General features: G+C 60.3%; 22 protein-coding genes and 2 pseudogenes. 17 read left to right on the top strand and 7 right to left on the bottom strand.

Annotated elements, in window-relative coordinates; translation table 11 throughout:
- The first annotated feature begins 44 nt into the window (after window positions 1-44).
- A complete protein-coding gene (gene deoR / locus AC1MEW_RS25320) occupies window positions 45-815 on the top strand; it encodes a DNA-binding transcriptional repressor DeoR (RefSeq protein ID WP_201255238.1) in 771 nt (256 codons plus the stop codon).
- On the opposite strand, the gene AC1MEW_RS25325 is transcribed toward deoR, so the two are convergent.
- The 3 genes from AC1MEW_RS25325 to rbsK are packed head-to-tail and all read right to left on the bottom strand — an operon-like array spanning window position 808 to window position 4163.
- The gene (locus AC1MEW_RS25325) at window positions 808-1866 is read right to left on the bottom strand and encodes an aldose 1-epimerase family protein (protein WP_201255237.1); all 1059 of its coding nucleotides are present in this window, start codon (window positions 1864-1866) and stop codon (window positions 808-810) included. The genes deoR and AC1MEW_RS25325 overlap by 8 nt on opposite strands.
- Window positions 1863-3194, bottom strand: coding sequence for an L-fucose:H+ symporter permease (gene fucP / locus AC1MEW_RS25330; protein WP_201255236.1), 1332 nt, complete (start codon window positions 3192-3194; stop codon window positions 1863-1865). Before fucP ends, AC1MEW_RS25325 begins: the two co-directional genes overlap by 4 nt.
- A 42-nt stretch (window positions 3195-3236) precedes the next feature.
- Entirely contained in the window at window positions 3237-4163 is a 927-nt protein-coding gene (rbsK, locus tag AC1MEW_RS25335) for a ribokinase (RefSeq protein ID WP_480423974.1), read from the bottom strand.
- A gap of 415 nt (window positions 4164-4578) precedes the next feature.
- On the opposite strand from rbsK, the gene AC1MEW_RS25340 reads away from it, so the two are divergent.
- On the top strand, window positions 4579-5529 hold the full coding sequence (locus AC1MEW_RS25340) for an alpha/beta hydrolase (protein WP_201255234.1): 951 nt from the start codon (window positions 4579-4581) through the stop codon (window positions 5527-5529).
- 3 nt (window positions 5530-5532) lie between these two features.
- Here AC1MEW_RS25340 and AC1MEW_RS25345 read toward each other — a convergent pair whose 3' ends face one another.
- On the bottom strand, window positions 5533-7344 hold the full coding sequence (locus AC1MEW_RS25345; protein ID WP_201255233.1) for an ABC transporter ATP-binding protein: 1812 nt from the start codon (window positions 7342-7344) through the stop codon (window positions 5533-5535).
- A gap of 177 nt (window positions 7345-7521) precedes the next feature.
- Here AC1MEW_RS25345 and AC1MEW_RS25350 point away from each other — a divergent pair, with 177 nt between their 5' ends.
- Window positions 7522-7956: a DUF2846 domain-containing protein gene (locus tag AC1MEW_RS25350; RefSeq protein ID WP_322268032.1), complete on the top strand. Its 435-nt coding sequence runs from the start codon at window positions 7522-7524 to the stop codon at window positions 7954-7956.
- A gap of 79 nt (window positions 7957-8035) precedes the next feature.
- Here the strand turns inward: AC1MEW_RS25350 and AC1MEW_RS25355 are convergent, their stop codons facing one another.
- Window positions 8036-9061 (bottom strand): AraC family transcriptional regulator, encoded by a 1026-nt coding sequence (locus AC1MEW_RS25355; RefSeq protein ID WP_480423977.1) that lies wholly within the window; start codon window positions 9059-9061, stop codon window positions 8036-8038.
- Window positions 9062-9227: 166 nt separating this feature from the next.
- Between AC1MEW_RS25355 and AC1MEW_RS25360 the strand changes: the two genes are divergently transcribed.
- The 7 genes and pseudogenes from AC1MEW_RS25360 to AC1MEW_RS25390 all read left to right on the top strand — a co-directional run bounded on the left by AC1MEW_RS25360 (window position 9228) and on the right by AC1MEW_RS25390 (window position 13883).
- On the top strand, window positions 9228-10079 hold the full coding sequence (locus AC1MEW_RS25360) for a 3-hydroxybutyryl-CoA dehydrogenase (RefSeq protein ID WP_480423979.1): 852 nt from the start codon (window positions 9228-9230) through the stop codon (window positions 10077-10079).
- On the top strand, window positions 10066-10773 hold the full coding sequence (locus AC1MEW_RS25365) for a TetR/AcrR family transcriptional regulator (protein WP_480423981.1): 708 nt from the start codon (window positions 10066-10068) through the stop codon (window positions 10771-10773). The genes AC1MEW_RS25360 and AC1MEW_RS25365 overlap by 14 nt, the downstream gene beginning before the upstream one ends.
- 139 nt (window positions 10774-10912) lie before the next feature.
- Window positions 10913-11326 carry a VOC family protein gene (locus AC1MEW_RS25370; RefSeq protein WP_201255227.1) on the top strand — a complete coding sequence of 138 codons (414 nt, stop codon included), beginning with the start codon at window positions 10913-10915 and terminating at the stop codon, window positions 11324-11326.
- A gap of 286 nt (window positions 11327-11612) precedes the next feature.
- Entirely contained in the window at window positions 11613-12041 is a 429-nt protein-coding gene (locus AC1MEW_RS25375) for a hypothetical protein (protein ID WP_480423983.1), read from the top strand.
- Window positions 12042-12078: 37 nt separating this feature from the next.
- Entirely contained in the window at window positions 12079-12840 is a 762-nt protein-coding gene (locus AC1MEW_RS25380; protein ID WP_480423985.1) for a bestrophin-like domain, read from the top strand.
- A gap of 31 nt (window positions 12841-12871) precedes the next feature.
- Window positions 12872-13067 (top strand): annotated as a pseudogene (locus tag AC1MEW_RS25385) (sigma 54-dependent transcriptional regulator); the annotation flags it as partial.
- 45 nt (window positions 13068-13112) lie between these two features.
- Window positions 13113-13883, top strand: coding sequence for a class I SAM-dependent methyltransferase (locus tag AC1MEW_RS25390; RefSeq protein WP_480427339.1), 771 nt, complete (start codon window positions 13113-13115; stop codon window positions 13881-13883).
- 97 nt (window positions 13884-13980) lie between these two features.
- Here the strand turns inward: AC1MEW_RS25390 and AC1MEW_RS25395 are convergent.
- Window positions 13981-14610, bottom strand: a pseudogene (locus AC1MEW_RS25395) (EAL domain-containing protein); the annotation flags it as partial.
- Window positions 14611-14933: 323 nt separating this feature from the next.
- Here AC1MEW_RS25395 and AC1MEW_RS25400 point away from each other — a divergent pair.
- The 7 genes from AC1MEW_RS25400 to AC1MEW_RS25430 all read left to right on the top strand — a co-directional run bounded on the left by AC1MEW_RS25400 (window position 14934) and on the right by AC1MEW_RS25430 (window position 20222).
- Complete coding sequence (locus AC1MEW_RS25400) at window positions 14934-15524, top strand: amino acid synthesis family protein (RefSeq protein ID WP_201203023.1); 591 nt, start codon at window positions 14934-14936, stop codon at window positions 15522-15524.
- Window positions 15525-15568: 44 nt separating this feature from the next.
- Window positions 15569-16402: an alpha/beta fold hydrolase gene (locus tag AC1MEW_RS25405; protein WP_480423987.1), complete on the top strand. Its 834-nt coding sequence runs from the start codon at window positions 15569-15571 to the stop codon at window positions 16400-16402.
- Complete coding sequence (locus AC1MEW_RS25410; RefSeq protein WP_201203021.1) at window positions 16399-17880, top strand: aldehyde dehydrogenase; 1482 nt, start codon at window positions 16399-16401, stop codon at window positions 17878-17880. The genes AC1MEW_RS25405 and AC1MEW_RS25410 overlap by 4 nt, the downstream gene beginning before the upstream one ends.
- Before the next feature lie 11 nt (window positions 17881-17891).
- Window positions 17892-18377 carry a flavin reductase family protein gene (locus AC1MEW_RS25415; RefSeq protein WP_480423989.1) on the top strand — a complete coding sequence of 162 codons (486 nt, stop codon included), beginning with the start codon at window positions 17892-17894 and terminating at the stop codon, window positions 18375-18377.
- A 50-nt stretch (window positions 18378-18427) separates the two neighbouring features.
- Window positions 18428-18817 (top strand): carboxymuconolactone decarboxylase family protein, encoded by a 390-nt coding sequence (locus AC1MEW_RS25420; RefSeq protein WP_201203019.1) that lies wholly within the window; start codon window positions 18428-18430, stop codon window positions 18815-18817.
- A gap of 86 nt (window positions 18818-18903) precedes the next feature.
- Window positions 18904-19656, top strand: a complete 753-nt coding sequence (locus AC1MEW_RS25425) for a GntR family transcriptional regulator (protein ID WP_201203017.1) — start codon at window positions 18904-18906, stop codon at window positions 19654-19656.
- A gap of 2 nt (window positions 19657-19658) precedes the next feature.
- Entirely contained in the window at window positions 19659-20222 is a 564-nt protein-coding gene (locus AC1MEW_RS25430; RefSeq protein ID WP_201203014.1) for an NUDIX hydrolase, read from the top strand.
- 113 nt (window positions 20223-20335) lie between these two features.
- On the opposite strand, the gene AC1MEW_RS25435 is transcribed toward AC1MEW_RS25430, so the two are convergent.
- Complete coding sequence (locus AC1MEW_RS25435; RefSeq protein WP_480423992.1) at window positions 20336-20632, bottom strand: DUF1330 domain-containing protein; 297 nt, start codon at window positions 20630-20632, stop codon at window positions 20336-20338.
- Between the last annotated feature and the right edge of the window lie 29 nt (window positions 20633-20661).

A 20661-nucleotide genomic window follows, 5' to 3' on the forward strand; every position in this document is an offset into this window, starting at 1 on the left:
TAACAATTAATGTTACTTAAATAACATCAACAATCAACCCCGGAATGCCTGTGGACAGTAAAAAAGCCGAGCGTCTCAAGCTGATTCAACAAGCCCTGCAAGACCAGAGCGCCATTCACCTGCGCGAAATGGCGGCGTTGCTGGACGTATCGGAGATGACCCTGCGCCGCGATCTGAGCAAGTACACCGACCACCTGCGCCTGCTCGGCGGCTACATCACCAAAATCCACGACGGCAATGAACCCGGCGATTACCGCGTGGCCGAACAGGACACCCGGCACGTCGAGGAAAAACGCCGTATCGGCAAACTCGCCGCACGGTTTATCCAGCCCGGCGACACAGTGTTCTTCGACTGCGGCACCACCACGCCGTTTGTGGTGGATTTCATCCCCGACGAGCTCGAATTCACCGCCGTGTGCAACTCCCTGAACGTGCTGCTCAAACTCTCGCAAAAACCCAACTGTCACATTGTGGTCTGCGGCGGCACGTTCCACCGCAAAAACCAGGTGTTCGAGAACACCAGCGAAACCGGCATCCTCGACAATGTGCGCCTGACCTGGGCCTTTGTCTCGGCCGCCGGCATCAGCCAGGACCTCGGCGTGACCTGCTTCAACTTCAATGAAGTGGAGGTCAAGCAGAAGGTCCTGCGCCAGGCGCAACAGCGCTTGCTGCTGGCCGACCACAGCAAGTTCGACACGGTGCGCACTGCGCATTTCGCCGCCCTTGAGGATTTCCAGTACGTGGTCAGCGACAAAAAAATCCCCAAGGCCTACCGCGACGCGATTGCCGCCAGCGGCGCGCAACTGATCATCTGATCAAGGCCTGTTGTTCGGCCTTCTTGAGATATCCGGTGGTGACCTTGAACGCCGCCGTCTCCCCCGCCGCCAATGCCCGCACATGGCCTTTGGCGGACTCGGCGCGATAGCCTTCCGGCTCACAGGTGGCGGGCAAGACGAACGCCGCCACTTGCTGATCGGCGTTGTGCAGGATCCAGCGCGCGGCATGGTCGAATTGGTCGGGGCGATAGCACGTGTAGAACGCCGCGCCGTCCGGATGACTCAGCAGAAAATGCGCATCGCCATTTGAATCGGCGCGCACGCCGTCGAAGAAAAACACGATCTCCGGGTCGTAGAGGTCTGGGCGGTCCAGGGATTGAAACTGTTCCGGCTCCAGCGCCAACTGCTCCATGTAATGGCTCCAGGCCGGCGTCGGTTTCACGTGAGCCGGCACGCTGCTGCGCAAACGCACCTTTTCAAACCCCAACGGCTCGATGAACCGGGCGCCCTCGACGTAGGCGTAATTCATATGGGCCATGTACATCAGGTCCATGGGTTTGCCGGCCAGGTTGGTCACGTTCATGGCGATATCGAACAGCCCCGAGTCGGCACGCAAGGTCACGCTCGGGCTGGCCAGATAGCGGTCGCCAAAACCCTGGGCGTATTCATACTCACCGCCCAAGCGCAGGAAGGGTCCGGCACTGTCTTCGCCGACCGTAAGCCAGGCGCGATCCATCGCCGCGCAAGGCATCTCGCCGTGCAACGGATGGTCGTCGTCGGGCGTGGGGCAACCGTTGCGCAGCAAGCCGCTGTGGAACATGAAACAGCCATAGGTGCCGATCACCGTCGGGCTCGGTTTTGGCTGGCTGAACAGGTTGCTCATGGTCAGGTCGCAGCCGTCGAACACGGCGTCCCAGATCATCTGGCCCTGATACGGCAGCACCACCAGTTTTCCACGGCTGTTGGTCATTTCCAGCGCCAGCACACCGCTGGGATAAGTGCTGGCGCTGACCTTGAAGTGCGCAGATTCCAGCAGTGTTTTCGGCGCGTCGCCAAACAGTGCCGGATAGAGATTGATCCGCGTGCTCATGAGGTCACCGCCACACCCACCGGCGCCCGCTCACTGGCGGAATGACGCAAGCAGCGCACTGCGTAGGCGACGATCACGATGAAGCACAGCAACGGCACGCTGTAGGCCAGTTGCATGTTGCCGCCGCTGTAGTCGGAGAGCAGGCCCTGGAAGATCGGGATCACCCCGCCACCGACAATGCTCATCACCAACAGTGAACCGCCAACGCCGGTGTCTTCACCGAGGCCGTCGATGGTCAGGCCATAAATGGTCGGCCAGCACGGGCCGAGAAACACACTCACACCGACCGCCGCATACACCGCCGTGATGTTCGGCACCAGGATGGTGTAGGCCAGCAACACGATGCACAGCACGCCATACACCGCCAGCACCTTGGCCGGGTGCAGTTTGCGCATCAATACGTTGGCGATCATTTTGCCGACGAAGTAGGCGGCGAAGGTCGTCAGCAGGAACCACGATGCGCTGCGCTCGTTCATCCCGCCCAACTGCATGGCCAGGCGAATGGTGAAACTCCACACACCAACCTGCGCCCCGACATAGAGAAACTGCGCCAGTACGCCGAAGGTGAAACGCTTGTTGCCCCACAACCGCGACAGGCTTTGGCCGAGGCTGGCGGTTTTCTTGTTGCTCGGTTGATTGCCCTTGCACTTCGGAAACCGGGTGATGGCGATCAGGATGAACATCAGCACCAGCACCGCGATCATCCATTTGTACGGCAGCAAGGTGGACTGGATCATTTGCAGTTGCTGGATCGCCGCGTCCGAGGCGCTCATTTGCGTGAGCTGCTCGCGGGTGGCGTCGGTGTCCTTGAACATCACGAAACTGCCGACGTACACCCCGGCCATCGCGCCGAACGGGTGGAAGGTCTGGGAGATGTTCAGGCGACGGGTGCCGGTTTCCCGTGGGCCCATCAGGGTCGAATAGGTGTTGCAGGCGGTTTCGAGAAACGACAGGCCTGCCGCGATCACGAACAGCGCCAGCAGGAACATACCGTACTTGGCCGTCGATGCTGCCGGGAAGAACAGCAAGCAACCGAGCATGTACAACATCAGACCGATGAGGATGGTGGTCTTGTAGCTGAATCGCCGAACCACCAATGCCGCCGGAATTGCTACGAAAAAGTAGCCGAGGTAAAACGCCGACTGCACGAATGCAGTCTGGAAATCGCTGAGCAGAAAGGCTTTCTTGAAATGTGCGATGAGCACGTCGTTCATGCTCGCGGCCGCCGCCCACAGCGCGAAGATACTGCACAGCAAGATGAAGGCGAACCAGGGCGTGCGGTTCAGGTAAAAACCATCGGGCGTCTGTTGGAGCGGAGGCTTTGTCATTGTTGTTCTCCGGTGAGTTTTAAGGGGTGAATCAGCTCGACGTCAGGCGTCGAGGTTGCGCTGGAATTCAGCGAATGCAGTAGCGTCCGGGTAGGAGGTTTGGGTGCCCAGGCCGGTGACCGAACAGGCGGAATAGGCGACCGCCTGGGTCATGGCGGCGCGGATATCGCGGTCGCGACTCCAGTGCTGGATGAAGCAACCGATGAACGCATCCCCGGCGCCGGTGGTGTCGCGGGCGGCGACCCGCAGGCCGGGAATCTGGAACTCACCCTCTTCGCCGACGTACAGCGCGCCTTGCTGGCCGAGGGTCACGATCACATGGCGAATGCCGCTGGCGACCAGGGTTTTTGCGGCTTTTAGCGCTGACTCAGGGGAGTCGACAGTCTGGCCGCTGATCAGCGCCAGTTCCGATTCGTTGGGCACCAGAAAATCCAGCTGCGCCAGGTGTTCGCGGCTTAGCCCCGCCAGGGCTGGCGCTGGGTTGAGCAGCACGGGAATGTTGTGTTCTCGACCGAACGCAATGGCGTAGTAAACGGTTTCGACATTGATTTCGAGTTGCAGCACGATCAGCGCGCACTCACGCAGGGCCTGCGCAGCGGCGTCGATATCGGCCGGGACGAGATGAGCGTTGGCACCTTTAACGATGAGAATGCTGTTGTGCGAGTCGGCCTGGACGAAGATCGGCGCCACGCCGCTGGACACGCCCGGCACACGCTGCACGTAGCGGGTGTCGATGCCGAAGCGCTGGAAGTTGGCCAAGGTGTTGTCGGCGAACATGTCATCGCCGACCTTGGTCAGCATCAACACATCTGCCCCAAGCTTGGCTGCGGCCACCGCTTGATTGGCGCCTTTACCGCCGCAACCCAGGGCAAACCCCGGCGCTTCAAGCGTCTCGCCCTGAGCCGGCATGCGGTCGATGTAGGTGATCAGATCCACCATATTGCTGCCGATGACTGCGATCTTGCTCATTGCTATTCCACCTTGTTGCGGCTGCCAGGCTGATGGCTGGCGTTCTTGTTTTGTTATTTAAATAACATTTAATGTGATTATTCAATCTTTTTTATTGGGCAGGTGGGCAGGCAAAGACGAGCGGCTTTGCGCAAATCCCGTAGGAGCGAGGCTTGCCCGCGAAGGCGGAGTGTCAGACGACATCAATACTGACTGCGCTGACGCCTTCGCGGGCAAGCCTCGCTCCTACAAGGGACTGCGGTGGACATTGATCGGTTGAACGACACAGATCCACTGTGGGAGTGAGCCTGCTCGCTCCCACAGGGGATGGAGGTAACGCATAACACTGTGCAACATACGGCTGTCGAATTAATCCCCCGTCCCCGGCGCGCATCTGTTAAAACCCGTGCTTTCCCTTGATCGACTGGACCGCTGCATGTTTTCTACCTTCATGAGCCGCTTGGGTCGGCGCTGGTTGCCGTTGCTGTGCATGGCACTGCTGATCGTCGGTCTGCCGGTGAGTTGCGGGGTGCTCAAGTACAAAGAACGCGAATTGCTGTTTCGGATCGAGCCAGGCACCGCCAGCTGGTATCACGGCTTGCCGCAGGATGTTCAAGAGTTCGACATCAAGCCTTCCAGCTTCAAGGGCAATCAAAGCCTGCATGCCTGGTGGTGGCCGGCCGCGCGCCGCGATGCGCCGTCGATCCTCTATTTGCACGGCGTGCGCTGGAATCTCACCGGCCAGGCGTTTCGCATCGAGCAACTACGGGCCATGGGCTTTTCGGTGCTGGCCATCGACTACCGCGGGTTCGGCCAGAGCAAGGGTAATCTGCCGTCGGAAGCCAGCGTTTACGAAGACGCTCACGTCGCCTGGGAACGCTTCAAGACGATGCAACCGGACGCCAATAAACGCCTGATCTACGGTCACTCGTTGGGCGGCGCGGTGGCCATCGACCTCGCGGCCGACCTGGCCGCCCAGGCGAAAAAGAACCACGTTGCAGTGCCGGTGCGCGGGTTGGTGATTGAGTCCACCTTCACCTCGCTGGGGGATGCGGTCGCGCAAGTGGCCGACGAGAACCTGCCAGTAAAATCGCTGCCGGTGCGTTGGTTGCTGTCGCAGAAATTCGATTCCATCGACAAGATTACTGACATCGGCATGCCGCTGCTGGTGGTCCATGGCCTGGCCGATGCGTTTATGCCCCCGCGCTTCAGCGAGCAGTTGTTCAATGCCGCCAACGAACCCAAGCGCCTGCTGTTGGTGCCCGGCGGCACGCACAACAACAGCATGAGCCTGGGCGGCAGCCAGTATCGCCAGGCCATCGAAAATCTGATGAACACCAAACCTGCTCAGGTCGCAGCCGTGAACCGGAGTTCCCGGGACACTTGAAGCCTAGCGATAACCCCGCGCCTGCAAGTCAAACAACTGCGCATAACGCCCGCCCGCGGCCACCAGACTGTCGTGATCGCCCCGTTCCAGGATCGACCCCTGATCCAGCACGATGATGTGGTCGGCATTGCGCACACTGGAAAAACGGTGGGAGATCAGCAAGGTCATGCGACCTTGGGTGTGCCGGCTGAAATGCTCGAACACCGCCGCTTCCGCCGCCGGGTCAAGGGCTGAGGTGGGTTCGTCCAGAATCAGGATGTCAGCATCGCGGCGCATGTAGGCGCGGGACAAGGCGATCTTCTGCCATTGCCCGCCCGATAACTCCTGCCCCCCGGCGAACCAGCGCCCCAGTTGCGTGGCATAACCGCGATCCAACCCTTCGATAAAAGGCGCAGCCATGCCTTCGGCAGCGGCTTCCTTCCAGCGCTTTTCATCGTCGAAAGCCAAGGTATCGCCGACGCCGATGTTCTCGCCGACGGAGAATTGATAGCGAATATAGTCCTGGAAAATCACCCCGATGCGCCGTCTCAGCGCATCTTCTTCCCAGGTTTGCAGGTCGCTGCCGTCCAGCAGGATGCGGCCCTGATCGGGGCGATAGAGCCGGGTCAGCAACTTGATCAGCGTGGTCTTGCCTGAACCGTTCTCCCCCACCAGCGCCATGCTGCGACCCGGCACCAGGTGCAGGTCGATGCCTTCCAGCGCAGCGCGACTGGCTTCCGGGTAACGAAACCCGACATTCTCGAAACGCAACCCATCACCGGGCACCACGCCCACGGTCAGATGGCCGGTATCACTCACCACCGGCTCGGCCAGGTATTCGTAAAGGGCCGACAGGTAAAGACCATCCTCGTACAAACCGCTGATCGCACTCAGGCTGCTGCTGACGGCGGTTTGTCCCTGTTTGAACAGCACCAGATACATGGTCATCTGCCCGAGGGTGATATTGCCGTGAACGGTATCGACCACCACCCACGCATACGCCAGATAAAACGCCCCGGTGCCCAGCAAACCAAGGACAAAACCCCAGCCATCGCGGCGCAGGGTCAGGCGGCGATCTTCGGCGTAGAGCCGCTTGAACGTGTCGCGATAACGCTTCAACAGCAGCGGCGCAAAACCGAACAGCTTGACCTCTTTGATAAAACTTTCGTGGGACAGCAGCGTCTCGATGTAACTCTGCTGCCGGCTCTCCGGCGCCCGCCGGGTGAACAACCGGAAGGCATCCCCGGAGAAATGCGCCTCGGCAAAAAACACCGGCAACGCCCCGACCACCAGCAACACCAGCGCCCACGGTGAAAAATGCACCAACAGCACACCGAAACTGATCAGCACGATCAGGTTCTGGATCAGCCCCAACGACTTCATCACTAACGCCAACGGCCGGGTCGACGCCTCGCGCCGCACCCGAACCAACTTGTCGTAGAACTCCGAGTTCTCGAACTGGACCAACGACAACGTCTGGGCCTTCTCCAGAATCATCGTGTTGACCTTCTGCCCCAACTGCACCCGCAACAGCGACTGCTGAACCGACAGCGCCCGTTGAGTCCCGGACAACAACGCCAGCACACCCGCCTCAAACAACACATAACGCACCACCGGCCACAACGGCGCACTGCCCTGCTGCGCGTGCAATTGCATGGCGGTCACTACCGCGTCGACGATGCGTTGGCCGAGCCATGCAGCAAGGGCTGGGAGGACGCCGGCAATCAGGGTTGCCAGGACTAACCCCAGAAACAACCCGCGGGAGGTGCCCCAGACCAGCAGCAAGGCACGTTTTGCCTGGTCGAGCAGAGCGGCGAAACGGGTGAGGGTTGGCATAGGACGATGGGCTCGGCAAAGACGGACGACGATGCGCCATGGTACTTCAGCTCGACACACGGTCGTATGCAAGACATGAGCGTCTGACCAGCGCTTGACGCAGAACACCTCGGCGAACGAGGATTGCCGACGGGCGAAGACCCAAGCGTTCAATCCGTTCTGAAATAGGGATATTCATTGAAAAAACTATTGCTCGTCAGCGCTCTTGCAGCTTTCACCGCCGGGTGCGCATCCGTCCCGATGGGAGATCCGCAGCAAGATGCCGAAATGAAACGCTTCGGTGCCTCCCCGGATATGTCGAGAATCTACATTTATCGCAATGAAAATTTTGGCGGGGGGATAAAAATGACAATTAACGTCGATGGAAGGCTTGTCGGCGCAACCTCTGCCAATACCTACCTCGTCACTGACGTCGCACCCGGACGACACACCATTGGCTCAGACGCTGAAAACTTCACGATGTTGAAAGTCGACGCCGCACCCGGAAAGAATATTTTCGTCTGGCAGGAAGTTAAGATGGGATTCGGGACGGCACGTAGCCAACTGCATCAGGTTTCCGAAGCTGAAGGCAGACGCGGCGTTTCCGAAACAAATCTAGCCGCTTCTATGTAGAAATTCGCCGCCCCTCCTGAACCACATCAGGTAATAGACCACCGCTGGATGATGGTGGTCTGTCGCCCTGAATTCTGCGTCAATCCACACTCCTCGCTTTTTCCTCAAACCGCGCCCGATACCGCCCCGGACTCTCCCCCGTCCACTTCTTGAACGCCCGATGAAACGCGCTCGGTTCCTGAAATCCCAACTGCTCGGCGATGTCACCAATACTCGCCTTGCTCTGGCGCAACTGCTCAAACGCCACCCCGCGCCGAACCTCATCCTTGATCTCCTGATACGAACAGCCTTCGCGCTCCAGTTTGCGGCGGAAGGTGCTGGGGCTCAGGTGTTGTTCGAGGGCGAAGGCCTGCAAGGTCGGCCATTGGCTGTAATGGCTGTTGCGCAGGCGTTGGTGAACCTGAGACGCGAGGCCGTGCTGGTTGCGAAAGCGGATGACCAGCCATTGCGGCGCGGTGCGCAGGAACACTTTGAGTGAGGCCAGATCCTGCACCACCGGCAGGCGTAAGTAGTGGCTGGCGAATTCGATTTCGGTCCGTTCGGCGCCGAAGGTCAGGTTGGGGCCCCAGAGCAAACGGTCGTCGCTGAGAGAGACACGCGCATGGCGAAAATCCGCGCGGTCGATGGGGATGCGTCGCCCGCCGAGCCAGCACAGCAGGCTGATCATCAGCACCTGGAAGGTTTCTTCGCCCAAACGGCTGAGGTCACTGTCGGCCGAACGGGTTTGCAGGCTGATGACCGCACGCTTGCCGCGCACGGTCAGCGTGCCGCGAAAGTCCTGGAGGAACAGGGCGAAGTTGACCAGGCATTGGCGCATGGCTTTGTGCAGGTCGGGTTCCTGAATCAGCGCCCGGCAGATCAGGGCGAAACTGCCCGGCGGCATGCCGTGGCTGTCGAGGCCGAAGAATTCGTCGTTGAGCTCGCGAATCTGGATCAACCACAACGCGGCAAAAGCGCTGGCCGGCACCCGGGCCGTGGGCTGATCGAGCAATGCCGGGTCGATTTGAGCTTGTTCAAGCACAGCCGTCAGGCGCTGGGGATTGTGCGCCAGCCCATGGATCATCGCCTGCATGAAGTAGGCCGCCACTGAGTCCGTTTCCCGCATGTGAACGCTTTTCTCCCCATCACCCGAATGGCAAAAAACACCAGTGCCGTTGAACAGTTGCGGCATAGGACAACCGCCCTGCCGGTTTTAGACTCGCGGCCATAGTACGCCTTCGGCCGTTATGGCGGCCAAGGTATCGATGGGTTTGATCGCAAGGATTTCAAGCATGAATCTGCAACACATCGGCGTGATCGGCGCGGGCACCATGGGCAACGGTATTGCGCAAGTCTGCGCGGCCGCTGGCTTCAACGTGACCTTGATCGACATCAGCGAGAGCGCGCTGCAAAAGGCTGTCGCGACCGTCGGCAAGAACCTCGATCGGCAAGTCGCCAAAGCGACATTGACCGAAGAGCAGAAACACGCCGCCCTCGACAAAATCCGCACCAGCACCGACTACAGCAACCTGCAAAGCGTGCAACTGGTGATTGAAGCCGCCACTGAAAACCTCGACCTGAAGCTGCGCGTCCTGCAACAGATTGCCGCGCAGGTCGGCACCGAGTGCGTGATCGCCTCCAACACGTCGTCACTTTCGATTACCCAACTTGCCGCCAGCATCAGCCAACCCGAGCGTTTCATCGGCTTGCACTTCTTCAACCCGGTGCCGGTGATGGGGTTGATCGAGGTGATTCGAGGCCTGCAAACCAGCGACGCAACCCACGCGTTGGCGCTGGACATGGCCACCACCCTGGGCAAAACCGCGATCACCGCCGGCAACCGTCCCGGCTTTGTGGTGAACCGGATTCTGGTGCCGATGATCAACGAAGCGATCCTGGTGTTTCAGGAAGGTCTGGCCAGCGCCGACGACATCGACGCTGGCATGCGCCTGGGTTGCAACCAGCCGATTGGCCCGCTGGCCCTGGCGGATCTGATTGGCCTGGACACCGTGCTGGCGATTCTCGAAGCGTTCTACGACGGCTTCAACGACAGCAAATATCGCCCGGCGCCGCTGCTCAAGGAAATGGTCGCCGCCGGCTACCTGGGTCGCAAAACGGGGCGCGGCTTCCATGCCTATGCCTGAGCGTTGTTCGCGCTTCGCCGAGTACCGGGACAAAGTGCTGGAGCTGTTCGCCAGCAAGGGTTTCGGCCAGGTCGGCATGCGCGAGCTCGCCACGTGCCTGGGGCTCGCCCCGGGCTCGTTGTATCACCATTACCCGAGCAAACAGCACTTGCTGTTGGACCTGATAGAAGAGTTCTATGAAGAACTGCTGGCAACCCTTGGACGGCTGGAGAAAAAGCCCAGGCGCGACACCCTGCCCAGCCTGATTCAGGCACACCTGAACCTGCATCGGGAAATGCCCTGGCATTTTCGTCTGGCGGAGCGTGACAGCGGTTGCCTGAATGACGATCAGCAGACGCGGGTTCGGCAGTTACGCGAACAATACGAACGCACGCTGTTGCAAATGCTGGGGAGCAAATCCCGGTTCAGTGAACAGGGCCAGTTGGCCGTCGGGCACGCGATTGGCAATCTGCTCAACAGCGCGCCCGGCTGGCTGGCGCAGCATCCGCTGGGTGACGCGGAGCGCGATGAACTGCTGGAAAACCTGGTGAGCGGCGCCGTCGAGCGTTTGCTGCGTCCCCCTGTGGCGAGGGAGCTTGCTCCCGTTGGACTGCGCAGCGGTCCCTCTCTTGTTGGGGATAAAGTGGGCCCGCTACGCGACCCAGCGGGAGCAGGCTCCCTCGCCACAGGTCCAGCGACCAGCCTTAGGCAATAAGGCGCACCCGATTTATAGAAAAAACGTCTGAACAAACCCGGCAAAACCTCGTATCTAACGCTTTGCTACTTGGGGTCAATCCAATTGAAACTGGCGGTCGCCCTGGCCTCCAGACCCCCTCGGTTACCGGGAGCACAGCATGAAAATCAATCCCTACCTGATCTTCAACGGCGACTGTAAAGCTGCCTTCACTTATTACGCCCAGGCCCTGCCCGGCCACATCGACGCCATGATGACTTTCGGCGAAACCCCGGCCAAAGATCACGTTCCGGCGGATTATCACAACCTGATCATCCATACCCGCCTGTCGGTGGGAGACCAGGCGATCATGGGTTCGGACACCACCCCCGACCGCCCCACCGATGACATGAGCGCTTGCTCGATCTCGTTGAATGTCGACAGCGTGGCCGAAGCCGAGCGCGTGTTTACGGCACTGGCGGACGGCGGCACGGTACAGATGCCGCTGGAAGCAACGTTCTGGGCCGCGCGCTTCGGAATGCTGGTGGACCGGTTTGGCGTAGCGTGGATGGTTAACTGCGAGAAAGATCAGTAAGCACATCGCTGAAACATCATTTCTTCCAGCCATAAAAAAGCCCAACCTCGAAAGGTTGGGCTGTCTGCTGATATCCATTGATCGACCAGAAACCTGTGGCGAGGGCGCTTGCCCCCGTTGGGCTGCGAAGCGGCCCCAAAAAAGGAACTGCTACGCAGTCCAACGGGGGCAAGCCCCCTCACCACAAGGTTAGTGCCAGCATCCATCTCTCTGGCAACTCCGTGACCGTCTGCTACCGTCAACAAGCCATCCCGTGCAGTAACGGATTTCCTTGCCGGAGCAAGCCATGCCAGACAATGCCTTCACTTGGTCCAGCCGATTCAAACTGTCGATACTTGCCGCAGGACTCGCCGCCGCGATGCTCACGCTGAACGGTTGCGCCACCGTCAACGCGCAGACCACCGCCTACGTCGGCGTAGAACATCCAGCGCCTACCGTCGCCAGCCAGGTCGAAGTGCTGCGCACCGAACCGACCCGCCCGCATGTGCGACTGGGTGAAGTGCTGGTCGATGCGAACCTCGACCCGGCGCCACCGATTACCGATGTCGAACAAAAACTGCGGGAAGAGTCCGCCAAGCTAGGAGGCAACGCGGTGGTGGTGGTTTATGACCATATCCAACCGGTGGCCGCTTACGTCAGCGGGCCGTTGTGGAATCGCGATATCCAGACCATTCAGGGCCGAAAACTCAAAGGCATTGTGATCAAGTACCAGTAAAACGTCGCACCCCGAAGACCGCATCAACGGAGGTTGAATGAATCATCTGGTGATCGCACTGATCGCGTTCTGCTGCCTGTTCGGCAGTGCTTTGCTGGGCTCGTACGTGCGGCAGCGATTGCCCGCGCATCACCTGAACGATGAGTCAGTCGCCGTCCTGAAGCTCGCCACCGGCCTGATTGCGACCATGTCGGCGCTGGTGCTGGGCCTGCTGGTTTCTTCGGCCAAAGGCACGTTCGATACCACCAATGCGGAGCTGGAGGGCGCCGCGGCCAAGGTGGTCGAATTCGACCGGGTGCTGGCGCGCTATGGCCCGGAGACCCAGCCGATCCGCACGCAACTCAAACACAATTACGAGCAAATCCTGCAAACCCTCGCCTCCCGGGATCGCTCCCGATTGGCCATGCTCGACAGCCCCGAGGCGATCACGCGCTCCGAAGCCCTGCAACAGCAAGTCGCCGCACTTTCCCCAAGCACCGACAACCAACGCAGCCTGAAGGCCTCGGCGTTGCAGATGATGGACGCGGTGTTCGCCGCACGCTGGTTGACCCTGCTGAAAGCCAACCAGTCGATCCCGCCGATCATGCTGGTGATTCTAATCACCTGGCTGTCGATCATCTTCGGCTCGTTCGGCTTGTTCGCCCCGCGCAACGCCACGATTTTGGTGGTGCTGTTGATGTGCGCGGTATCGACGGCCGCGACGATTCTGCTGGTTGAAGAGCTGAATCGGCCGCTGGACGGGTTGATCAGTGTGTCGCTGGAGCCGATGCAGCACACGATGGCGCGGTTGGGGCAGTAGGCCGTAACCGATCAGCGCCCTGCGTTTTGCACTTGACCAGTACGTCGAGATCGATCTGTTTGATCGCTTGCAACTGAAGGCTGTCATCGACGTCTGTTGGTGTGTCCCGTCAGCCCAGGACACAACCCAACGATGCTGATCGGCTGCGAAAATACCTGGCGCGTTTTGCTATAGATTGGAAGCAAGTGGACCGACGCGCCTCCACCAGGCAAGGAAACGAAACCTGATACTGCGCGCTTCATAATCGCCCTTCACAAAGAGAGTTGCTGATCATGACCGGTGTTCATAAGACGGCTCAGTTGGGTTTCTCGACAGAAGCCAGTACCTACGCTCATGGCCGCCCGGACTACCCAGCCGACCTTAAGGCCTGGCTCAGGGAAACGCTCGGTATCGATCCCGAATCGACAGTCATCGACTTGGGCGCCGGCACTGGCAAGTTCACTCGCCTGCTCAAATCCTTGGGCATCGATGTGGTTGCCATCGAACCGGTTGAAGCCATGCGAACCGAGTTTGCCAAAAATCTGCCGGACGTCCTGATCCTGGAGGGAACGGCCGAATCGATCCCACTCGAATCTGGAACGGCTCAGGCGCTGGTATGCGCTCAGGCCTTTCACTGGTTCGCGACCGAACCGGCGCTGGCCGAGATTCACCGAGTGCTCAAACCGAACGGCCGACTCGGGCTGATCTGGAACGTACGCGATGAGTCGGTCGACTGGGTGGCAGCCATCACCGACATCATCACTCCCTACGAAGGCGACACTCCACGCTTTCACAACGGGAACTGGCGACGGCCCTTCATCGGCCGCTACTTTTCTGATCCCGAAGTGACCTGCTTTCCCTATACACAGACCGGCAGCGCCCAAGAGGTGATCATTGACCGGTTCATGTCAGTGAGTTTCATTGCTGCGCTGCCTCCCGCAGAGAAAGCGAAAGTTGTTGAGCAATTGCAGGCGTTGATCCAGACCCATCCATCCCTGCGTGGGCGTGAAACTATTGAGTTTCCGTATCAGACTCAAGCTTATGTATGTCATCGACTTGATTGAAGGATGCCAATAGACCCCTGGCAATTTATTTATGGCGCCCGACAATCATAAACGGACCACAGACTCCGGATTTACTCAACATTGAGCCTATCGGGCTTCAATAGCCAATTGACCCCGATTCAGTCTCCATCGATTGCACGACGCACCGCTCACCCAGCGCATCCATTCGTGGCCGGCCAAACAGATAACCCTGCCCCCACTCGCTACCGCACGCAGTGGCCAGGGCACGATCGGCTTCGGACTCGATGCCCTCAATGATCACGCACGGCGTCAGGGTTTTGCACAGTTGCACCAAGTGCCCGAGCGTCTGGGCGTTGTTGGTTTCCAGGCGCGCGCGTTGCAGGTAACCCTGGTCGATCTTGACGATGTCCGGGCGGGTCTGACGGATGAACTCCAGGGTGCCCAGGCCTGCGCCGAAGTCGTCGATGACCACCCGGCAGCCGAGTTCGCGCAGGCACAGGACGAACTCGATGGCGGCCGAGATGCTCGGCGGTGTGGCGCTTTCGGTGATTTCGATCACCAGCCGCGCGGCCACCGAGGGCGCGTCGCGCAATTGCGCGAGGATCTGCTGCCAGTAGCTGTCGACGATCGCGCTTTGGGCAGAGATGTTGCAGCCCAGGCGCAGGTGTTCGTTTTGCAGCAAGCGGTCGATCACGCTGTGCACCACGCTGCGGTCGAGCTCACGCATCAGTTGATGTTTTTCCAGCATGGCGAAGGGATAGACGCCCGGGGCGATATCGGCAGGCGTCCTGAATGCCGGCCAACTTCAGTGTTTAGCTTGGCTAACCACAGAGCCCTTGTGGGAACGAGCTTGCTCGCGAAAGCGGTGTGTCAGGAGGCATTGATATCGACTGACACGGCCTCTTCGCGAGCAAGCCCGCTCCCACAGGTTTTGTGCTTCGCTCCAGAATCAGCACGCCCTCGCAAAACTCCCCGCCCCGCCGCTGGTCGCCTCCCTCCAACACAAACTCCTTACAGGGTCTTGCGCAACTAGTATTATGGTATACCATCATACGCACAGACACTCTTACCCTGAATATGGAGCCGCCCATGAGTTTCGAAATCCGCAAGATCGTCAGCTACGTCGAAGAAACCTTTATCGAAGGCGGCAAGGCCACCGACACGCCGGTGACCATGGTTGGCCTGGCGGTGGTGATGAAAAACCCGTGGCTGGGCCGTGGCTTTGTCGAAGACTTGAAGCCGGAAATCCGCGCCAACTGCTCCGACCTCGGCGCGCTGATGGTGGAACGCCTGGTGAAGATCATCGGCGGCGCCGACAAGATCGAAGCCTATGGCAAAGCCGCGGTGGTCGGTGCTGACGGCGAGATCGAACACGCCTCGGCGGTGATCCACACCCTGCGTTTCGGCAATCACTACCGTGAAGCGGTCAAGGCCAAGAGCTACCTGAGTTTCACCAACAAGCGCGGTGGCCCGGGCACGTCGATCCAGATTCCGATGATGCACAAGGACGACGAAGGCCTGCGTTCGCACTACATCACCCTGGAAATGAAGATCGAAGACGCGCCGCGTGCCGACGAAATCGTCGTGGTGCTGGGTTGCGCCGATGGCGGCCGCCTGCACCCCCGCATCGGCAACCGTTACATCGACCTGGAAGAACTGGCCGCTGAAAAAGCCCAGTAATTGCGTCGGTGCAACACCAATAAAAAAGCATGCAGGAGCGCTCCATGATTCGGCTCACCGCTGAAAGCACCCCGGCTGGCACCAGTTACCTGGCGACCGGCCAAGGCCAGCCCGTGGTCTTGATCCACGGCGTGGGCCTGAACAAAGAAATGTGGGGCGGCCAGGTCGTTGGCCTGGCCACAAAATACCGCGTGATCGCCTACGACATGCTCGGCCACGGCGCCAGTCCTCGACCACAAAGTGGCACCGGCCTGCTCGGTTATGCCGACCAGTTGCTGGAACTACTCGATCATCTGCACTTGCCCCAGGCAACGGTGATCGGTTTCTCCATGGGCGGGCTGGTGGCGCGGGCGTTTGCCTTGCACTACCCGCAACGCCTGCAAGGGTTGGTGGTGCTCAACAGCGTGTTCAATCGCAGCGCCGAACAACGCGCCGGCGTCATCGAACGCACTGCTCAGGCCGCCGAACACGGGCCGGATGCCAACGCCGAGGCCGCGTTGTCGCGTTGGTTTAGTCGTGAATACCAAGCGGCCAACCCGGCGCAAATCGCCGCCCTGCGCCAGACCTTGGCCGGCAATGATCCGCAGGGTTACCTGACCACTTACGAATTGTTCGCCACCCAGGACATGTACCGAGCCGAAGACCTCGGCAGCATTCAGGCGCCAACGCTGGTCGCGACCGGTGAACTCGATCCGGGCTCGACGCCGCAAATGGCCGAGCAACTGGCCGAGCGTATTCCCGGCGCGCGAGTTGCCGTACTCGCCGAGCAACGGCATATGATGCCGGTAGAGTCGCCGCGCCTGGTCAACCAGTTGTTGCTGGAGTTTCTCGACACTGCGCACGCCCAACAAAAACCTATAAAGGGGATCGTTGCATGACACTCGCACGCTTCCAGATGTGCATCGGCGGTGAATGGGTCGATGCCCTGTCCGGCAAGACTTTTGAAAGCCTGAACCCGGCGCTGGCCCAGCCTTGGGCCGAACTGCCCGATGCGGATGAGGCCGACGTCGAGCGCGCCGTGCAAGCGGCGCAAACTGCCTTCGACGGCCCGGCATGGCGCAGCTTGACCGCCACTGCTCGCGGCAAACTGCTGCGGCGTCTGGGCGACTTGATCGCCGAGAACAAGGAGCAACTGGCCCAACTGGAAAGCCGCGACAACGGCAAGTTGATTCGCGAAACCCGTGGCCAGGTTGGCTACCTGCCAGAGTTTTTCCACTACACCGCCGGCCTCGCCGACAAGCTTGAGGGCGGCACCCTGCCCCTCGACAAGCCCGACCTTTTTGCCTACACCGTGCACGAAGCCATGGGCGTGGTCGCGGCGATTATTCCCTGGAACAGCCCGCTGTACCTGACCGCGATCAAACTCGCGCCAGCCCTGGCGGCGGGCAACACCATCGTGATCAAGCCGTCCGAACACGCTTCGGCAACCATCCTCGAACTGGCGCGACTGGCCCTCGAAGCCGGCATTCCGCCGGGTGTGGTCAACGTGGTCACCGGGTACGGCCCGAGCACTGGCGCGGCCCTGACCCGCCATCCGCTGATTCGCAAGATCGCCTTCACCGGCGGCGCTGCCACCGCGCGGCATGTGGTGCGCAGCAGCGCCGAAAACTTCGCCAAGCTGTCGCTGGAACTGGGCGGCAAGTCGCCGAACATCATCTTCGCCGACGCCGACCTCGACAGCGCCATCAACGGCGCCATCGCCGGAATCTATGCCGCCTCGGGCCAGAGCTGTGTGTCCGGTTCGCGACTGCTGGTTCAAGACGAAATCTACGACGAATTCGTCGAGCGTCTGGTGGAACGTGCCAAGCGTATCCGCATCGGCAACCCACAGGATGACGCCAGCGAAATGGGCCCGATGGCCACGGCGCAGCAATTGGCGGTGGTCGAAGGTTTGGTCGCCGACGCGATTGCCGAAGGCGCGCGCCTGAAGCTCGGCGGCAAGCGTCCGCAGAATCTGGGTGACGGCTGGTTCTATGAGCCGACGCTGTTCGAATGCGACAGCAATTCGATGAAGATCATGCAGGAAGAAGTCTTCGGCCCGGTAGCGTCGGTGATTCGTTTCAAGGACGAAGCCGAAGCGCTGGCAATTGCCAACGACTCGCAGTTCGGCCTCGCCGCCGGCATCTGGACCCGCGACCTGGGCCGCGCCCATCGCCTGGCTCGGGATGTGCGCTCGGGGATCATCTGGGTCAACACCTACCGAGCCGTGTCGGCCATGGCGCCAATTGGCGGGTTCAAGAACAGCGGCTATGGACGCGAAAGCGGCATCGATTCGGTGCTGGCCTACACCGAGCTGAAAACGGTGTGGATCAACCTCTCCCAGGCGCCGATGCCTGACCCGTTTGTGATGCGCTAGGAGTCTGCAAAATGATCGAACCCGGCATTTATAAAGAAGTCATGAGCTCCTTCCCGTCCGGGGTCACGGTGGTCACCACCCTGGACCCGGACGGCGGCATCGTTGGCATTACTGCCAGCGCCTTCAGTGCGCTGTCGATCGACCCGGCGCTGGTGTTGTTCTGTCCCAACTATGCTTCAGACACGTACCCGATCCTGCGCGACAGCAAGCAGTTTGCGATTCACTTGCTGTCCGCCGACCAGACCGCCGAGGCCTACGCCTTTGCCGGGAAAGGCAAGGACAAGGCCAATGGCATCGACTGGCATTTGAGCGCGCTGGGCAACCCGTTGTTGAGCAAGGCCACGGCGATCATCGAGTGCGAACTGTGGCGCGAATACGACGGTGGTGACCACGCGATCATCGTCGGCGCGGTGAAGAACCTGATCCTGCCCGAGCTGCCGGTAACGCCGATGATCTATCACAAAGGCAAGCTGGGCCCGCTGCCCACACTCAGCTGACGGGTTACTGAATAACCCTGTGGGAGCGGGCTTGCATGTGAGGCATAGAGATGAACAACGAGAAGTACGAAAAAGGCTTGAAGATCCGCACTCAAGTGCTGGGCGAAGCCTATGTGCAGCGCTCCCTCGACAACGCCGACGACTTCACCCGACCGTTGCAGGAGATGGTCACCGAATACTGCTGGGGCCATGTCTGGGGCCGGGAGGGTTTGTCGCTTAAAGAACGCAGCATGATAAACCTGGCCATGATCTCGGCCCTCAACCGGCCGCACGAACTCAAGCTGCATGTGCGCGGCGCCTTGCGTAACGGCCTGAGTCGTGAGCAAATACGCGAAATTCTGCTTCAGGTCGGCATATATTGCGGAGTGCCCGCTGCCGTGGACAGTTTCCGGCTTGCCCGTGAAGCCTTCGCCGAAGCCGATGCCGAGGCCTCAAGTTAACCCTTGGCTGTTTGATCTGACCGAGCACGGATGATCCTGGATCGAAGTACTCTTTTGCATGGACAGCCACACTCAGAGCGGACCCCATGAAACGCCTGCCACTCGACGACAGCTTCAAGGTCAATCGCAACCCCATTACCCTGCGCGAAATCGTGCTGGATAAACTGCGAAGCGCCATCATGAACTTCCAGCTCCTGCCGGGTGACCGTCTGGTCGAACGCGATCTGTGCGATCGCCTGGGCGTTAGCCGCACATCGGTGCGTGAAGCCTTGCGTCACCTGGAATCCGAAGGCCTGGTGGAGTTCGCCGATGCCAAGGGCCCACGGGTTGCGATCATTACCCTGTCCGACGCCGGCGATATCTATGAGCTGCGTTGCGTGCTCGAAGGCCTGATCGTCCAGCTGTTCACCCTGCGCGCCAAGGCCAAGGACATCAAGGCGTTGGAAAAAGCCCTCGAGGTTAACCGCGAGGCCCTCAAGGACGGCGAACTGCAACAGGTGATCGATTCGGTTCAAGGTTTCTACGACGTCTTGCTCGAAGGCTCCGGCAACCATGTCGCGGCCACGCAACTGCGCCAGTTGCAGGCGCGCATCAGCTACCTGCGGGCGACCTCGGTGTCCCAGGAAAACCGTCGCGGCGCCAGCAACCAGGAAATGGAACGCATGGTCGAGGCGATCAAGAGCGGTGATCCGCTGGTCGCCCACCAGGCTTGCGTCGATCACGTGCGCTCCGCCGCCAAGGTTGCCCTCGATTACCTCAAGAGCAAGCAGGAAGAGACCGGTGAAATGCCTGAAATCACCGCCCCTATCGCGCTCAAAGAACCGCGCATAGGTCGCTGAACATGTTCAGCCCGAGCTTTTGCCCAAAGTGTGGCGGCAGTGACCTCGGTCACCAACTGCCGCCGGGCGATACGCACGAGCGCCTGATGTGCCGCGCCTGCGGCTACATCCACTACATCAATCCGAAAATCATCGCCGGCTGCATCATCGAGCAGGACGGCAAGTACCTGCTGTGCCAACGCGCGATCCCGCCGCGTCCGGGCACCTGGACCTTGCCGGCGGGCTTCATGGAAGGTGGCGAGACCACCGAGCAGGCAGCGTTGCGCGAGGTCTGGGAAGAGAGCGGCGTTCGCGCGGAAATCCTCTCACCCTACTCGATCTTCAGCGTGCCGAAGATCAGCGAGGTGTACATCATCTTCCGCGCCATCGCGCTGGAGATCACCGGCCAGTACGGCCCGGAAACCCTGGACTACAAATTCTTCGCGCCCGAGGACATTCCTTGGGAAAGCATCTACTACCCGGCAATCCGGCAGATCCTTGAACGCTACATCGAGGAACGCCAGGCCGGGGTCTATGGCATCTATATCGGCAACGACGACAGCGGCAGGATTCACTTTATCCGCTGACGATGTGATCAGTGTCGTGCGCCATGCTTTGTAGGAGCGAGGCTTGCCCGCGATGGCGTCCTTGAAATCGCCTTCGCGGGCACGCCTCGCTCCTACAAGTTATGTGGCGTTTGTCAGGCCGGCGCCACGCCCTCGACGATGATCACCTGCGCCAACGCCGCACCCGCGCGGTGCCGCTTCGCCTCTTGATATTGCTCGGAGTGGTAGCAGGCGAGCGCCTGCTCGTAAGAGTCGAACTCAATCACCACGCTGCGCTGCAGCGTCTGCCGACCTTCCATCGCCTCGCTGCGCCCGCCCCTCGCCAGGATTCGCCCGCCGTACAAGGCGAACGCCGCTGGCGCGCGCTGGGTGTAGTGGCTGTATTGATCGGGGTCGGTGACATCCACGTGAGCAATCCAATACGCCTTCATAGTGACCTCTCGGTTTATTTTGTATTATG

This window comes from Pseudomonas sp. ASL4, assembly GCF_056680395.1.

What these genes read in the sequence shown, in the direction of transcription:
- deoR (WP_201255238.1), top strand. Translation starts at nt 45, where the DNA reads ATGCCTGTGGACAGTAAAAAAGCCGAGCGTCTCAAGCTGATTCAACAA.
- AC1MEW_RS25325 (WP_201255237.1), bottom strand. Translation starts at nt 1,866, where the DNA reads ATGAGCACGCGGATCAATCTCTATCCGGCACTGTTTGGCGACGCGCCG.
- fucP (WP_201255236.1), bottom strand. Translation starts at nt 3,194, where the DNA reads ATGACAAAGCCTCCGCTCCAACAGACGCCCGATGGTTTTTACCTGAAC.
- rbsK (WP_480423974.1), bottom strand. Translation starts at nt 4,163, where the DNA reads ATGAGCAAGATCGCAGTCATCGGCAGCAATATGGTGGATCTGATCACC.
- AC1MEW_RS25340 (WP_201255234.1), top strand. Translation starts at nt 4,579, where the DNA reads ATGTTTTCTACCTTCATGAGCCGCTTGGGTCGGCGCTGGTTGCCGTTG.
- AC1MEW_RS25345 (WP_201255233.1), bottom strand. Translation starts at nt 7,344, where the DNA reads ATGCCAACCCTCACCCGTTTCGCCGCTCTGCTCGACCAGGCAAAACGT.
- AC1MEW_RS25355 (WP_480423977.1), bottom strand. Translation starts at nt 9,061, where the DNA reads ATGCGGGAAACGGACTCAGTGGCGGCCTACTTCATGCAGGCGATGATC.
- AC1MEW_RS25360 (WP_480423979.1), top strand. Translation starts at nt 9,228, where the DNA reads ATGAATCTGCAACACATCGGCGTGATCGGCGCGGGCACCATGGGCAAC.
- AC1MEW_RS25365 (WP_480423981.1), top strand. Translation starts at nt 10,066, where the DNA reads ATGCCTATGCCTGAGCGTTGTTCGCGCTTCGCCGAGTACCGGGACAAA.
- AC1MEW_RS25370 (WP_201255227.1), top strand. Translation starts at nt 10,913, where the DNA reads ATGAAAATCAATCCCTACCTGATCTTCAACGGCGACTGTAAAGCTGCC.
- AC1MEW_RS25375 (WP_480423983.1), top strand. Translation starts at nt 11,613, where the DNA reads ATGCCAGACAATGCCTTCACTTGGTCCAGCCGATTCAAACTGTCGATA.
- AC1MEW_RS25380 (WP_480423985.1), top strand. Translation starts at nt 12,079, where the DNA reads ATGAATCATCTGGTGATCGCACTGATCGCGTTCTGCTGCCTGTTCGGC.
- AC1MEW_RS25390 (WP_480427339.1), top strand. Translation starts at nt 13,113, where the DNA reads ATGACCGGTGTTCATAAGACGGCTCAGTTGGGTTTCTCGACAGAAGCC.
- AC1MEW_RS25400 (WP_201203023.1), top strand. Translation starts at nt 14,934, where the DNA reads ATGAGTTTCGAAATCCGCAAGATCGTCAGCTACGTCGAAGAAACCTTT.
- AC1MEW_RS25405 (WP_480423987.1), top strand. Translation starts at nt 15,569, where the DNA reads ATGATTCGGCTCACCGCTGAAAGCACCCCGGCTGGCACCAGTTACCTG.
- AC1MEW_RS25410 (WP_201203021.1), top strand. Translation starts at nt 16,399, where the DNA reads ATGACACTCGCACGCTTCCAGATGTGCATCGGCGGTGAATGGGTCGAT.
- AC1MEW_RS25415 (WP_480423989.1), top strand. Translation starts at nt 17,892, where the DNA reads ATGATCGAACCCGGCATTTATAAAGAAGTCATGAGCTCCTTCCCGTCC.
- AC1MEW_RS25420 (WP_201203019.1), top strand. Translation starts at nt 18,428, where the DNA reads ATGAACAACGAGAAGTACGAAAAAGGCTTGAAGATCCGCACTCAAGTG.
- AC1MEW_RS25425 (WP_201203017.1), top strand. Translation starts at nt 18,904, where the DNA reads ATGAAACGCCTGCCACTCGACGACAGCTTCAAGGTCAATCGCAACCCC.
- AC1MEW_RS25430 (WP_201203014.1), top strand. Translation starts at nt 19,659, where the DNA reads ATGTTCAGCCCGAGCTTTTGCCCAAAGTGTGGCGGCAGTGACCTCGGT.
- AC1MEW_RS25435 (WP_480423992.1), bottom strand. Translation starts at nt 20,632, where the DNA reads ATGAAGGCGTATTGGATTGCTCACGTGGATGTCACCGACCCCGATCAA.